The organism is Paenibacillus oryzisoli (genome assembly GCF_050467285.1).
Classification (GTDB): domain Bacteria; phylum Bacillota; class Bacilli; order Paenibacillales; family NBRC-103111; genus Paenibacillus_E; species Paenibacillus_E oryzisoli_A.
Window position 1 is genome coordinate 211738 of the sequence record NZ_JBCMUN010000009.1, and the last position, 14366, is coordinate 226103.

The 14366-nt window shown below is 43.6% G+C and carries 15 protein-coding genes; 9 read left to right on the forward strand and 6 right to left on the reverse strand.

Going from position 1 to position 14366, the window contains the following annotated elements; translation table 11 throughout:
• Window positions 1-92 precede the first annotated feature (92 nt).
• Complete coding sequence (locus ABE504_RS16345; RefSeq protein WP_430090550.1) at window positions 93-1160, reverse strand: YheC/YheD family protein; 1068 nt, start codon at window positions 1158-1160, stop codon at window positions 93-95.
• Between the two features lie 439 nt (window positions 1161-1599).
• Here ABE504_RS16345 and ABE504_RS16350 point away from each other — a divergent pair, with 439 nt between their 5' ends.
• From ABE504_RS16350 to ABE504_RS16370, 5 genes are all read left to right on the forward strand, one after another.
• Complete coding sequence (locus ABE504_RS16350) at window positions 1600-2901, forward strand: bifunctional DedA family/phosphatase PAP2 family protein (protein WP_430090553.1); 1302 nt, start codon at window positions 1600-1602, stop codon at window positions 2899-2901.
• A 135-nt stretch (window positions 2902-3036) separates the two neighbouring features.
• Window positions 3037-6138: an efflux RND transporter permease subunit gene (locus ABE504_RS16355; RefSeq protein ID WP_430090555.1), complete on the forward strand. Its 3102-nt coding sequence runs from the start codon at window positions 3037-3039 to the stop codon at window positions 6136-6138.
• Between the two features lie 55 nt (window positions 6139-6193).
• The gene (locus tag ABE504_RS16360) at window positions 6194-6724 is read left to right on the forward strand and encodes an RNA polymerase sigma factor (RefSeq protein ID WP_430090558.1); all 531 of its coding nucleotides are present in this window, start codon (window positions 6194-6196) and stop codon (window positions 6722-6724) included.
• Window positions 6721-7212, forward strand: a complete 492-nt coding sequence (locus tag ABE504_RS16365; protein WP_430090561.1) for an anti-sigma factor family protein — start codon at window positions 6721-6723, stop codon at window positions 7210-7212. Before ABE504_RS16360 ends, ABE504_RS16365 begins: the two co-directional genes overlap by 4 nt.
• Before the next feature lie 7 nt (window positions 7213-7219).
• Window positions 7220-8041, forward strand: a complete 822-nt coding sequence (locus ABE504_RS16370; RefSeq protein ID WP_430090563.1) for a hypothetical protein — start codon at window positions 7220-7222, stop codon at window positions 8039-8041.
• Window positions 8042-8081: 40 nt separating this feature from the next.
• Here the strand turns inward: ABE504_RS16370 and ABE504_RS16375 are convergent, their stop codons facing one another.
• Window positions 8082-8318 carry a hypothetical protein gene (locus tag ABE504_RS16375; RefSeq protein ID WP_430091358.1) on the reverse strand — a complete coding sequence of 79 codons (237 nt, stop codon included), beginning with the start codon at window positions 8316-8318 and terminating at the stop codon, window positions 8082-8084.
• On the opposite strand from ABE504_RS16375, the gene ABE504_RS16380 reads away from it, so the two are divergent.
• A complete protein-coding gene (locus tag ABE504_RS16380) occupies window positions 8291-8530 on the forward strand; it encodes a hypothetical protein (RefSeq protein ID WP_430090566.1) in 240 nt (79 codons plus the stop codon). The genes ABE504_RS16375 and ABE504_RS16380 overlap by 28 nt on opposite strands.
• A 10-nt stretch (window positions 8531-8540) precedes the next feature.
• Window positions 8541-9305: a YheC/YheD family protein gene (locus ABE504_RS16385; protein WP_430090568.1), complete on the forward strand. Its 765-nt coding sequence runs from the start codon at window positions 8541-8543 to the stop codon at window positions 9303-9305.
• A 30-nt stretch (window positions 9306-9335) separates the two neighbouring features.
• Here the strand turns inward: ABE504_RS16385 and ABE504_RS16390 are convergent, their stop codons facing one another.
• The gene (locus ABE504_RS16390) at window positions 9336-9854 is read right to left on the reverse strand and encodes a DUF421 domain-containing protein (protein WP_430090570.1); all 519 of its coding nucleotides are present in this window, start codon (window positions 9852-9854) and stop codon (window positions 9336-9338) included.
• Window positions 9855-10025: 171 nt separating this feature from the next.
• On the opposite strand from ABE504_RS16390, the gene ABE504_RS16395 reads away from it, so the two are divergent.
• Complete coding sequence (locus ABE504_RS16395; protein ID WP_430090573.1) at window positions 10026-10514, forward strand: hypothetical protein; 489 nt, start codon at window positions 10026-10028, stop codon at window positions 10512-10514.
• On the opposite strand, the gene ABE504_RS16400 is transcribed toward ABE504_RS16395, so the two are convergent.
• From ABE504_RS16400 to ABE504_RS16410, 3 genes are read right to left on the reverse strand one after another with little or no spacing between them, the layout of a single operon-like run.
• Window positions 10511-12097, reverse strand: coding sequence for a GMC family oxidoreductase (locus ABE504_RS16400; protein ID WP_430090575.1), 1587 nt, complete (start codon window positions 12095-12097; stop codon window positions 10511-10513). The two genes, ABE504_RS16395 and ABE504_RS16400, sit on opposite strands and share 4 nt — an antisense overlap.
• On the reverse strand, window positions 12094-12690 hold the full coding sequence (locus ABE504_RS16405; protein WP_430090578.1) for a gluconate 2-dehydrogenase subunit 3 family protein: 597 nt from the start codon (window positions 12688-12690) through the stop codon (window positions 12094-12096). Before ABE504_RS16405 ends, ABE504_RS16400 begins: the two co-directional genes overlap by 4 nt.
• A 3-nt stretch (window positions 12691-12693) precedes the next feature.
• A complete protein-coding gene (locus ABE504_RS16410; protein WP_430090581.1) occupies window positions 12694-13092 on the reverse strand; it encodes a hypothetical protein in 399 nt (132 codons plus the stop codon).
• Window positions 13093-13227: 135 nt separating this feature from the next.
• On the opposite strand from ABE504_RS16410, the gene ABE504_RS16415 reads away from it, so the two are divergent.
• The gene (locus ABE504_RS16415) at window positions 13228-14346 is read left to right on the forward strand and encodes a mandelate racemase/muconate lactonizing enzyme family protein (protein WP_430090584.1); all 1119 of its coding nucleotides are present in this window, start codon (window positions 13228-13230) and stop codon (window positions 14344-14346) included.
• The last annotated feature ends 20 nt before the right edge of the window (window positions 14347-14366 follow it).

The following is a 14366-nucleotide window of genomic DNA, read 5'->3' on the forward strand; positions in this document are numbered from 1 at the left end:
AGAGTTTCCTTAGGATTTACTGAAGATAGATTTTCAACAAGAAAAAGACTTTGTCGTCGTAATAGACAAAGTCTTTTTTAGTAATTAGAAATTCATGAGAATATTTTATTCCTTCTTTCAATGAGATACTTTCCATATTGAAGTGGCGTTAGATACGTTTTATAAAATATGTGATTTAATTTTGCCTTTTTAAAGGTAATTCGTTGATCCCTGGCATTCATTTCAATAAACTTCAATTCCCCATCCTTATCTATCCCCATATCAAGTCCAATGTCCGCCAAATGAGGAATCTTCTCACCTAAAAATTGAGCTATTTGTAAGGCTGTTTTCCGAATAGTTTCTTTTACCTCTACGACTGAAAATCCACTTTCCTGGAAAAGCTCTTCGCAGCGCCTCACTTTTCCTCCTTTTGCAACATTCGTTACATGACGACCTTTTGCTGCGACCTTCCCTACAATACCTGTCAACTTCCAGTTCCCATCCGCTCCTCTTTGAACTGAAACACGCAAGTCGTATGGTCTCGTTTTATATAAGGCGAGTGGTATGGCTTCTTGGATAATGTATTTCTTATTTCCAATAAAATTGCTGAGGAATGCCTGCGTTCGCGTCTTTGATTTGTAGAGTGGTTTTCCTTTCTTTAGATTTATTCTCCACGATCCATTACTACTCTTAGATATCTGTATAATTCCATTACCGACACTACCGTTTGTTGGCTTGATGAATAATGAAGAGAATTTAATCATGAAACTTTCTAAATTCAATTTTGAATATTTAACTGTATGTGGTAGAAGCTTTTTAAGCTCAGGATTTGTTAGTAGAATACGATGGATGCGATGCTTACTAAACCTATTGACCCGGTTAAATAAAACCGTGGATTTAGATAATTGGTAAAGCTTAGATTTATACAGCTTTGAAAGCGTAATATCTCGGTTATGCGTTACGCTAGGTATTCTTAGTCTTTCAAGTCTATACCGATGTCCATTATAAGTGTATCCAATTGCTGTCTTTCTCCTAATATTGTTCAATGTCATATAAAAGGGCTTTAACATAAGTTCATTCGCCGCTTTGTTGTACATGTGTAGACTTTCATAACCAGTCTTTTGCCAAGGAATTCCGTTGAAAGTAGCGCGATCTAAAAGAATGCCGATCCTTTGTTTCATGCTGACTCATCCTCGTTCCAAATGGATTCTTACAAAACAACATATTCAATCTTAATGAATTGATCACGGTGTCTACCCATTAGTTGAAACTGCGAGTTATTTATCTGTCGGCAATAGCGAATAATTTGAGCAATGACCCATAATGACCGAACACTTCCATCGCTTTATGCAGAACCAGGTTCATGTCGAATTCTTTGCTTCGTGCCACGTAGAATCCTTCCTTTCCTCATCCCCATAGTCATTGGTTTGGAAATATTAAATATTTTTATGTAGATGAACAAATTTATTATACCTATTGTCTTTTTAGTTATGAGAATAGAAACACTTGTTTCAAACTGTGTCGTATTATCAATCCGGTTGTAGGAAATAATAAATTGATTTCCAAAATTCGGGAATGCCGTTTCAATGTCATTTATGAAGTACAGGGGAGATAGAACTTATGGAACTTTTGACAAATTTATTAGAACACTATGGGTATTGGTTAATCCTTCTTTTCCTACTCCTTGAAATGTTAGCATTACCTCTTCCCGGTGAGATGATGATGGGCTACATTGGCCTCTTTGTATATGAACAAAAATTAAACTGGTTTTTCAGCATAGCATCTGCCAGCGTAGGCGTTTTAATTGGAGTGACACTCTCGTATTGGATTGGATTTCGGCTTGGAAGGCCATTTATTGTGCGTCACGGAAAAGTGATTCATTTTACGGAAGAACGATTGAATAAATTGACCCATTGGTTTGAAAAATATGGCGATAAGCTGCTCTTCGTGGCTTACTTCATACCAGGAGTCCGGCATATCACCGGGTATTTTTGCGGCGTTACACGCATGCCATTCCGAAGATATGCACGATTTGCCTATACTGGCGCTATTTTCTGGGCCAGCTTATTCATATCTTTGGGTAAGGTCCTTGGTCCCAAATGGGAGCAGTATCATGCGTCCGTTAATAGGTACATGATCATCTTTGGTATCGCATCGGTCTTGTTAACCGCTATTATTTATATATACCGCAAGCACAAACAACAAGTTGTTACAACTATTATGACCCTACTGACACAAGGGGTACGTCACTTTAATTCATTTGGTAAAGTAAGATTTCTGCTTTTGGCAGCTTTCGGTGGCTTCGTTTTATTTTTCTCATTGATGATCGGCATGATTCAGGATTTTCTAGCCCATGAATTTGGGCAATTCGACGAGATCGCTGCTTTTTTGGTTGGGGCAATTTTCTATCCAGAATGGAATGCATGGATGCATGCCTTTACAAAGCTGGGGACGATTTACCTATATGGTCCGGTAATTGCCTTCACAGCCGTTTGGATTGTGATTCATAGCAAAGAGCGTTTGCTTGATCTCACTTTTCTTGTATGGGTAGTTGTAGGCGGAGAATTCATCGATGAAACGATGCGTTTGCTTTTCCATCGACCTGGGCCCGTTGCGGCAGACGTACAGCTAGTGAATACTTTTCCAAGCGAAGAGACCCTTATTTCGTTTACGATATGTGGATTTATGGCATTTTACTTATTACGCTACTACAAATCCTCTTACGTTAAGACTTCAATTATTATTGGTGTTGTTTCCGTTTGCCTGATGATTGGTATTAGTCGAATTTATTTTTCGGCCCAATATCCAAGTGACGTCGTCGCCGGTTATGTATTTGGCGGAGTTTGGGTTAGCTTGAATGTAATGCTGTTAGAGATTCTTCGAAAATTTCGAAGTCTTGGCAGAACTATTACACAAGGATAGGAATGATTAATGTGTCCCTATATAAAACACAGCCATTTTAAGTGAACTTTGTCATCAAATTTTTTTTGATTGCTAAATGAACATTTTGAACTTCTCTGTTGTCCTTTCAATTATAAAACGAGAGGAGATTAAAAAATGAAAAGAATAATCGAAGCAATCATGCAGCGCTCTGCTATCATAATGATCTGTGTCGTGCTAATTCTGGCATGGGGCGGAGTTTCAGCGTTTCAAATGCAACGCGACTATCTGCCGGGCATTAATAACACGACTTTGATGGTTTCACTGCGAGCATCATCCTATCAAGCTGATCAGATAAAGCGAGATATTACAACACCGTTGGAGGAAGCTATACGCAAAACGAACGGTTTGACGAGTATACAAGAAACCTCCTATGACGGCGGCGTGCTATTGAATCTGGCCTATCCAATGGATTACAACATGGATCAAGCCGAGAACGCTATTAAGCAGGCGCTTAACGAAGCTGCGCTTCCTGATGGCATCAGCAAGCCGGCTGTGACTCGACTGACATCAAGCACCTTCCCGGTTCTGAGCTACAGTTTGAGCTCAGCAAGTAAAAACATTGACGATCTAACTTTGCAATCCACGACACAATCTGAAATTGTCAATCAAATTAAATCTGTGCCAGGTGTATCAGATGTGCAGACAGTCGGAGGCGCGAATAAAGGTTATGTTGTCCTTGTGCGGATGAAGGATCTAACGGCCAAAGGCGTTACGCTTGACGATTTTAACAAGTCGATCGCAGTAGCTATTCCAACATTGCAAGGAAATGTAGCCAATGTGAAGTCTTCTTTCCCAATTAAAATTGATGGTTGGGAACTAAGCGAGCAAGATCTGAATCTTATTCATATCAAAAATAAAGATAATCTTACGGTTTCGCTTCACGATGTAGCAACCGTGTCCCCATCGCTGACGGATGTAAAGACCGTCTCTCGTACGAACGGCAAAGCAAGTGTACAAATTAATGTTTTAAAAACGCCTTCAGCTACGATTACAGATGTGGCGAAACAGGTGAAAGCACGCGTAGATGCGATTCCTGCTATTCAAAACCATGAGGTAGATATGCAGTTACTCACCGATCGGGCACAAGATCTCAATGATTCACTGATGGGGCTTGTTCGTGAGGGTTTACTTGGCTGTCTTTTCTCGATGCTGTGCGTCTTGTTTTTCTTCCGTAATGTTCGCTCTACACTGTTAATTGCTATTTCGTTGCCAATCTCATTGTTGGCTACAACAGCAGTTCTGAAATCCATGGGAGTTACACTAAACATTTTGACTGTATCGGGTCTAATTGTCGCAATGGGACGTATTGTAGATGACGCAATCGTAATTCTAGACAACATGTATAATAGGGTACAGGAGAACAAAGGAAAAGCAATTCTTCCTGTGCTTGCTTCTGCAGTAATTGAGATGCTGCCTGCAATTTTTGCTTCGACGGCAACAACAGTTGCCGTTTACGTACCGATTGCCTTAGTCGGCGGCATTATTGGCGCATCGTATGCTGGTTTTGCATGGTCCGTTGTCATTGCGCTTATCGTATCGTTTCTTGTTGCCATGGTGGTTATCCCAACGTTTGCATTCATGGGCTGGAAAATGCCTAAAGGCAAAGCAGTTACACTTGAGCCTTTAATGAAACCAATGCTGACCGCGGCGCTTGCCCGTAAGAAGACGGTTATTAGTGTATCGCTAATTCTGTTTATAATTGCAGCTATTTTTGCAACACGCCTGCCCTTTAGCTTGTTACCTAGCTCTGCTAGTGGGCAAGTTGCCATACAGGTTGAACTGCCCAAAGGTGCAGCACTCTCTGTCGTCGATAGTAAAGTAAAAGAGGTCGAAGCAGTCCTTCATCAGGATCCTAAAGTCAGTTCCTATTCGGCAACTTTCGGATCCTCTTTCACACCAACTGCAGATGATGTATTTGACCAGGGTGGCGGTTACATTCAGCAACCGAATGTTGCCAATCTCTCGGTGGTGCTTAAAGACAAGAAATCGGTGGATACGGCGATTACAGATTTACAATCTGAACTCTCAACACTCGCTAAACAATCGACTATTACGGTTACAAATCAGAGCCTTGCAGGCGATGACTCCCTGATTACTATCATGCTATCCGGATCTGATCAACAAACATTGGATCAATCCGCCCAACTTCTTCGCACGAAGCTTGCCGATATTTCGGGTCTTGCGGTTGCCGGTAAAACGGATTTGACGAATGGGATTCCTAAATTCGATGTTCAGATCGATCAAGCGAAAGTGAAGGCTGCAGGCATTCAACCTTCGGACATTAATAAAATACTGGCTCGTTATCTTTCTAAAGGAAAAGACTTTGATCTTCCAGTTTCTACTGGTAACGGCAGTATTCCTGTGGATGTGTACCTGGATCCAATTGCTCAAGGAGTCAATGCTGATACAGGAATGCCTGTGTACTCGACTCAGCAGGTACTTGATGCTCTATCGGCGGAAACATTGACGGGTAAGGATAATCAGACAGTTCGTCTGGATCAAGTTGCCTCCATCAAAGCAAGTAGTGCACCTTCTTCCATCGTGGAGCAGGATGGCAAACCTGTCTCGATTGTAACAGCGCAGATTACGTCGTCAAATATGAGTCAAGTTTCAAAAGCGGTGGATGTGGCTTTAGCTGGGACTCAGTTTCCAAGTGGTGTATCCTACTCTACGGGCGGTATCACGACGCAAATTAAACAAATGATTATCGAAATGACAATCGCAGTTGTTGTATCCATTCTGCTCGTCCTGATGATTACAAGCTTCGTGTTTAAAGGCTGGAAAGCGCCTCTCGCTGTGTTGATTAGTATTCCACTCGCATTATCTGGTGTTGTGATTGCCCTTTACGCTATCCAAGGGCAGTGGAATCTTGCCGCATTAATCGGTGTTCTAATGCTTACCGGCATTGTCGTAACCAATGGGATTGTACTCATTGATAAAATTGAACGAAACCGTAAAGAGGGAATGCCTTTACGCGACGCAGTTCTCTCTGGTAGCTTGTCGCGGGTAAGACCGATCTTCATGACTGCTGGTACAACAGTGTTAACGATCATTCCGCTGGCTTTGACGCACAATACGGACACTGTCATTTCTCAGGTGCTTGGTATTGTTGTGATCGGCGGGATGATTACTTCGACATTAAACAGCTTTATTGTTATCCCAATTATTTACGAATGGATGCAAGGTAAAAAGAATCAAACTGCGCATAAAGCTTAGAGCTTCGGCCAAGGAGATCCTATGAACTTATCTTTATTGTAGGGGTTGAAGACGAGTGGACGAGGAGTTACATCAAATAATTCGCCGCGCTAAACACGGAGAAAAGGAAGCGTATGCCCAACTCGTCAGGGATTTCAAAGATCCTGTCTACCGTTATGCCCTAGGTATGCTAAACGATCGACAGGATGCAGAAGATGTTGCACAAGAAGCCTTTGTTAAGGCATATTATTCTTTGTCAGGTCTTGAAAGTGAATTTGCCTTTTCCGCTTGGTTGTTTCAAATTGTGTCAAACCTTGCTAAGAATCGATTGAAAAAACGGATTAGGGAGCATGACTACCGTGAGGATGCGAATGATTCAATGATAGATAGAGGTCCATTAGATCCATCAGAGAGGCTTTCAATCGAAGAAGCACTTGCTCAACTTTCTCTGGAGCATCGCGAGGTCATTCTACTGCATGATGTACAGGGGTACCGTTATGAAGAGATTGCACAGATAACCAACATACCTCTTGGAACTGTCAAATCACGTCTATTCGCGGCGCGAACGGCATTGCGTAAAGAATTGAGAAAGGAGGAACTTTCATGATTCATCACCCTGAAGATCAGTTGTCAGCCTATTTGGATGATGAGTTAAGTGCAGAAGAGAAGCAGGCCGTCGAAACGCATCTCGAAAGTTGCGAGTCTTGCCAAGCGCTTTTAGACGAATGGTTGGCTCTTCAAGTTAACGTGCACAACATCTTTCAATCTAAACAAGCCCCTCCTGCATTTGAGGAAATCATCATGCAGACAATTGAGAAAAATCAACAGCGCACCAGCGGTGAGCGTTGGCTAGCATTTCCGTTAATCGCGATTATGCTTGTATGTGTAATCGGAATAACGACAGTTGCCATGTTTTTGAAGTTCATCCATGGCTTCGCGAGATTATTCGTAGCCATCTTATATATGGCAACACACTTTATGTCGAGTGTTCCCCTTGTCTATTTTACAGTTATCGCTTTATCTGTATTGGTTTTAATTGCATCCATTTATTCACTTCAAAGGGCGCTGCAGATCACGTCACTGGAGAGGGGGTGACCACTTGATGAAGAGAGGTGCCTATGTATTAAGCTGCATCCTTCTGCTATGTCTGCTCATAATTCCGACTCAAGCTTCTGCGGCTAGTATTTTCGAACATCAACGTACGGTGGTACCTGCTGGCCAAGCCGTTGATGATGTATATGTTATTGGCGGAGATGCTGAAATTCAAGGGCATGTTAAAGGCATCATTGTTGTAATTAATGGTGATCTACATGCGGAAAATACCGCGAAAATAGATGGTATGATTGTCGTTGTTGGTGGGAAAGTAGATCAGGCTCCAGGAGCTGTTTTTCGCGACGATGTGTACAATCTTTCTTTAGATGGCCAAACACAGAATAGCTTGCTGCTCAGCGGAGGGCTTATTATCGGATTATGGGTTGTACAGCTGGGGGCGGCCTTACTGCTTGTCCTCCTCCCTGCGCTAATTAGCTTGATAGGAAAGAAAAAAGCACAAGCTTTCATTGACCGCTTTTCTCAAATTTCATGGGGCCGGTTGCTGTATATGGGTTTTTTGTGCGGCATGGTTCTTATAGCAATTAGTTCACTATTGCTCATTACGATTATCGGTATTCCGATTTTGATTTTAATCATTCTGTTACTTATCGTGACCTTTTTTGTAGGACTGACAGTAATGAGTCATCGTATTGGTGAGCAATTCCGCTCCACATCCTATAAGCCAGATTGGTTTAAAGTAATGATTGGGGCTATGCTGATTGTAGCAGCTATCAACGTTCCTTTCTTAGGATGGGTTGTCCTGCTGATGACTTTACTAACTTCACTTGGTGTTTGCGTGGAATGGTTAGCATCCAAACGAAGGCGAGCATAAATGAACAAGCCACAAGGTTTGATTTAATATTCAAAAAAATTTAGCAGCAATCGCTACCATCATTCCGGATATCGCACGCTGGAGCGAGTTGAGCTGACTGGCGATGGCGAAACCGCAAGAAGAAATCGCGATGTAGCATGAAGATAGCTGTCCCCAAGTCGTCATTTGATGACGTTTGGGACAGCTTTTTTTCCCTATTTAGACTAATCTCCAAGAATACTTTGTTCTTTCCGAATACGATGCAGTTGAATGCTCGAAAATAAGAAAGGCAGGTTATATATTTTGCGTATTTTAATTATCGCTCCCGAACAAATTCCGGTCCCACCTGCTGTTGGTGGATCTGTGGAGCACAGCATCTATCAGATTACCCATAATAAAACCAAGCTAAGCGGCTCGCTTAACAAGCGCGGCATGATGTGCTGCGGAAATTTAGCTAAAAAAACAGTGCTACACTTAACAAGCATTTATGCCTCCCACTACGGAAGATGAGGTGCAACTGATGATAAAAATACGAAGTTCACGCACGGTGAGCAGTAAGTGGCTCAAGACAAAAATCTTACTTCGCAGCAAGGAAGTTAGCGCCTATGTCCCAGAGACAAAATTATTGAATTCAGCCAATCTGTTCATGATGCTGAAGAAGCACAGGATGGTTTATGTCAAGCCTGTTCGAGGAACCTCTGGGCAAGGCGTGATCCGTGTGGAGCGGACCGGAAGTGGTGCCTTTATTTACAAAGTAGATAAAGTGAAGCGGAGATTTGGAACATACAACACTATGTTTCAATCTTTGAGCAACTCGAAACTAAATCGAGCCTACTTAATTCAGAAAGGTATTCAGCTATTGACGAATCAGAATCGGATTTTCGATGTTCGAGTTATGGTCCAAAAAAATATGAAAGATGAGTGGGAAGTTACGGGCTATATCGGTCGAGTCGCACATCCGAAGAAAATTGTGACTAACTACCACAATAGCGGTAAACCCAAAGCACTTGAACTACTGATCGGTGCCTACTTAAGTCCAACGAATACCCAATCTTATATAAATAAATTAAAACTACTCGGACTGCGAATCGCTAAGCAATTCCAAAGACAACATCCCGGTTTCAAAGAAATTGGCGTCGATATTGGTATTGATACGAAGTTTAAGCCGTGGATTATCGAAGTCAATACAGCGCCTGATCCCTTTATCTTCAATCAGCTTAAAAATAAGAAAATGTATCGAAGAGCATTGCGATTAGCACGAAATCACGGAAGATTTACTAGATAACTCTACAGCCCTCTGTTGTTTTTACATCTTTTAATGCTTGGTGTTCTCTTCAACGATCCGACTTAGAAATGCATCCAGATCAGACTTGGTTATTGGCTTTGCAGATTCTTGAAGTTCATAGCCTAGCTCACCGTTCATTTCAATAACTCCTCTCTTAATATCTGCTATGTTGGTGATACCAAGTTGGCGAAGCCTCATCTCAAGTTGAGTAACGGTAATGCGAAGCTTCCTTAACATTTGCATATCCAGTTGGCCCTCACTAATGACGACGACTGCCTCTCCCGTGATCAACTTTTGCAGCTTGCCAAATTTAATTTCTAAAAGTTCGAGTATGACCAAAACCACCAGAAACAAAGCGACAGCGACAATGGCCCGCCATATCGTCTTCTCGATAACTCCTTGAGCAAGCAGCTCACCAATGGAGATCATAATGACAGTCGAAGCTACATTCATTTGCGCGATTGATTTTCTGCCAGATAAGCGCAGTAAAATGATACCTGTTAACACAACAAATATACACTTCCAGACTAAATGCCAGGATAAATCCATGAATAATCGGCCTCCCTTTAGATTTCACCAAATCTCCCGTGCAATTAGGAATGATAGAACTTATGTTAATATTACCCATACAATTTAACATTATTCTTAGCACACCACCTCCAACTTTCACCTGTTGAATGCTGTCTATTGAACTAGTAAAGTGAAATAGAGGTGATAGAGTTGCAACAGTTCTTTTCCAAATGGAAATTAAGACGTCTTAAGCTTCGTGTATGGAACCGGCGTATTGAGAAACATTTACACTATATTCGTTCTGAATTGAATCCTCTAATGGATTGTTCCAGTGTCGTGTACTGGGGACAGTTTTACGGAGGGAGCATCATTGTCGATCGCCGTCTTCGCTCCGCGAAAATCATGATACAAATTCCATACGATGGATATTTAAGTGCTAATGAGAAGCAGGTTCTTAACCAGTATTCGATCAAAGAAACGCTCCTTCCGTATTTTATTTTCTATCACGAAGCCGCTCATCTGCTTGAAATGATGCCATATATTGAAAAACGAGATCTTGAAGGACTGAAATGGGCGATTGCAGAGAATAGAGATTTAGCCTCAAAAGCTTCATCCTCGTATAGAGACCTTACTTTCGAAGAGAAGGCTGACCGGTACGCATACGAAATGCTAACAAAAAACTGCAGGCCGACCGGTTAAGCCCGGCTTGCCTGCAGTTCTCTTTTTCTTGCTTTCTCGATGATATAATCCGCTGTTCGCAGCGCGAGCGACATCACTGTGTTGGTGGGATTCCCTCCGCCAGAAGTCACGAATGTGCTTGCGTCACAGATGAATAAATTTTCGATATCATGGGTCTGTCCGTAGGAGTTGACCACTGAAGTTGAGGGATCATTCCCCATCCGGCAGCCTCCCATCATATGTGCTGTATCCGGAACGACGAATTCCGGCTTACCGCCCTCAGCCTCCAGAATGGAGCGCATCGTCTGGACGGCGTGGTCGATCAGTTTCTTATCATTATCCCCATAACTAAAGGTCACCTTCGCTCGCGGAAGACCGTATTCGTCCCTCTCATTGTCTAGAGATACACGATTATCTGCATTCGGTAACACCTCACCGACTAAAGTCACACGACCATAATAATTATAATTCAGAAGAGCTTGACGGAACTGCTCTCCCCATATGGGACCGCTCTGCGTTTTCGAAATGCCTTTCGCAAATTCAACCGGTCTTGCTCCGTGTGCATGTAGCGTGTAGCCTCTGACGAAGGGACGTTTCGGATCGGTCCGATAAAAGTCCTGCGTTGTTGCGAGCACTGGCGTTCCCTTATACAACCGGACTTCCTTATCAAACCGGGCATAAACGTCGTTGCTGCTGTGGACCATGATGGATCTTCCGACCATTCCGCTGCTGTTCGCGAGTCCGTCAGGATATGCGGATGTTGCGGAATTCAATAAAAGTCTTGGTGTTTCCACAACGTATGCACTGAGTATAACAAGCTTTGCCATCTGCTTGTACTCGATGCCATCATGAACGAAATTCACACCTTTTGCCCTTCCATCGCTGCCCATAATGACTTGTGTAACCATGCAGTCGGGCAATACTTCCGCACCGGCTTGGATTGCTTTTGGAATATGAACGATCAAGGTGCTGAATTTGGCATTCGGCATACAGCCTTGATTGCAAAATCCCCGATTGATGCAAGGCGGCCGACCTTCGAATGGGGCTGACAAAATGGCAAGCGGGGCCACGGAGGACTGAATACCGAGCTTATCGCAGCCGTTCATGAACAAATATGCGTTTGGGCTTAGCGGCTCTCTCTCAGGATACGGATATGGCCCGTGATAGTTACCCCAGGGAAAGTGCTTCGGTCCGGAAACGGCAATTTCTTTCTCAATCCGATTATAGTAAGGCTCTAGATCGTCATAGGCTATGGGCCAATCTTCCCCTGTACCCTCTATCGTCTTTCCTTTGAAGTCGACATCGTGAAACCGGAGGAAGACACCGGTAAAATGCACCGTCCCTCCTCCAATTCCACGGCCCGAGTTATTATGTCCCATCGTAAGCGGATCATGGCCGTCTACAATTCGTGTATCCTGCCAGCCGAGAGACTGCATTTTGAGCTCGTCACTCGCGAAATCCTTCTGCGGATCCCGAAAAGGGCCTGCATCTAAAACGACTACGCGCATGCCGGCTTCGCTGAGTTCTTTGGCCAATACACCTCCCGCCGCTCCAGCACCGACGATTACCGCATCGACTTCTTCATTCGCGTATTTTCTGTTCATTCCTCCGTCTTCGCCTCCCACGGATCGAGTATCCCTATCTGCGTTCGTACGTATCCCCGCGGATACGCGGGACCGGCATATCCAATTTCTGACCACACTTCTGGATGCGAACAATAGGATTCGATCGTCATATTCATCAGTTTCTGAAAGAACGGCTGCTGTGGAACGTTTTCCCAGGCAGTATGAGGCGTTGCGGTTCCCATGCTTATAGCCTCAATAAGCTTACGTTGGTCTTCGGGACTAAGCTTCAGGAAGGATGTCGCATTCAAATCTCTTGCACACTGATCCATGGAATTTAAGCCTTGGCGAATCAGGGTCTTCTCTTCTGGAACGCCAACCTTGCGCTGCCCTTCACCTGGAGAGGATTGAAGGGTATGGTCGATATGATGGAGCACGTACCTAATCACAGCAGGCTTATTATCATTCATGAGAATAGCACAAATGACAGAGAGCATATCCGCTTCATGATCGCTTAGTGTCTGATGGAGCGGGGATGCCGATATTCGGTTATTTACGATGAACTGCGTATGATCGTCCCATTCGTCTTCTTCATCCATGACATTAAATGAAGGATAGTGAGTTTTCAGCGCCATGGGTTACATCCCCTCCCAATAGGCAGAGATGAGGCCGAGAACGGCGATTGATGTAAACACGAGTGGTAGTACAACAGGTGGTCCAATCATGAAATTACGCAGCGCAAAGCCGCCAACCCGAATCCCTACCCCGCGAATGTGGAAATATAAGCCGATGAGACCTGCGACGGCGCCAATCCACATCAACACAATAAACGTCGTATGCAGCCAAGAAACGTTATACCAGACGAAAATAACCCCCACGATAAAAAATATCGGGGAACCGATAACAGGCATCCACATCGCCTTATTATGGAAGTTTTGGCGGTAGTGGAACAGCGTCACCTGAATGCCGATTAAGAGAAAGGCCAGGCTGACGAACAATATTAACACTCTATCCAGCGACCAATGATCCCAATTCATGCTCCATCCTCATTTCAATAAAATTTTACATGCTGCTATCGTCCCCTTTGATGATGAAAATTATCCAGTATCCTACATAATTGGCAAGATCACTGACATACTAATGGCATTACGTTGTGGGAGGCGCCGTTTAGATTGAAGATTCGAAAAGTAGATACGTTTCCGCTCTTGTATCGTCTCCCAAAGCCCTATGGCGATGCTAACGGTATGAAAAGATTTCGAGCCAGTTATTTGATCAAAATCGAAGCGGACTCTGGCGAATGCGGATGGGGCGAGTGTGTTGATTCCCTGGGTACACTGCAAATTACCTTTCGCGAGAGGATTATCCCTTTTCTGATCGGGAAGCCTGTCGCGGATAGACGTAAGCTAGCCCAGACCGTAAAAAAGATTCATTCCCGGTCCGCTTCTGCAGTGAGTATGGCGCTTGCCGAAATAACAGCTTCTTATGCGGGTGTACATATAACCGATTTATGGGGTGGACGATACCGCGATAATGTACCGATATACGCTTCATTTCAGTCCTATTCCGAGGAGCATGATTGGCAGAAACAATCCGTTCTAGCTGTGAAGAAAGCTGCCGCTTCAGGGTTCAATGCATTCAAAGTCAAAATCGGCGGGAAATCATTCCAAGAGGATATCCGTCATATCAACGCTATTCAGGATGCTTTATCTGATCATATGTTTTTGGCGCTCGATGCGAATCAGAGCTATGACCTGGCTGCAGCATCTCTATGGCGGTCAATTATGGAGAAGCAGTCAGGTTTTTTATGGCTAGAAGAACCGTTGCAGATCAAGTATGCCGCCGAATATGGGATGCTTAGGCAGCGCTTGCCAGTTCCACTCGCTGGCGGAGAGAATATTGAATCTTTTGCGGATTATATCCCTTTGCTTACACAGCGCTCAGTCGATTACATTACGCCAGATCCGCTGCATGTAGCTGGAATCGATGAGTACAGGGAGACTTTAAGCATGGCCCGTGCTTTCGGTATTCGTGCAACACCACACACATACGATGGGGCATTGACTCGCCTCTATGCCCTGTTCGCACAAGCATGTTTGGAACCTTTCAGCAAAATGAAACCGGAGACCATTGAGCCTGTTGAATGGGATGTGATGGATAATCCGTTTACTCAGCTGATCCCTATTCAACCATCAAACAGCGAAATCACGCTACCCTACGGAGCTGGAATCGGATTAGAAATTGATCAAGAACTGCTCTCCTATTATCTGTGGGACGGAAGCAGTTATGAATAAGTATCCAAGTAAATTGAAGG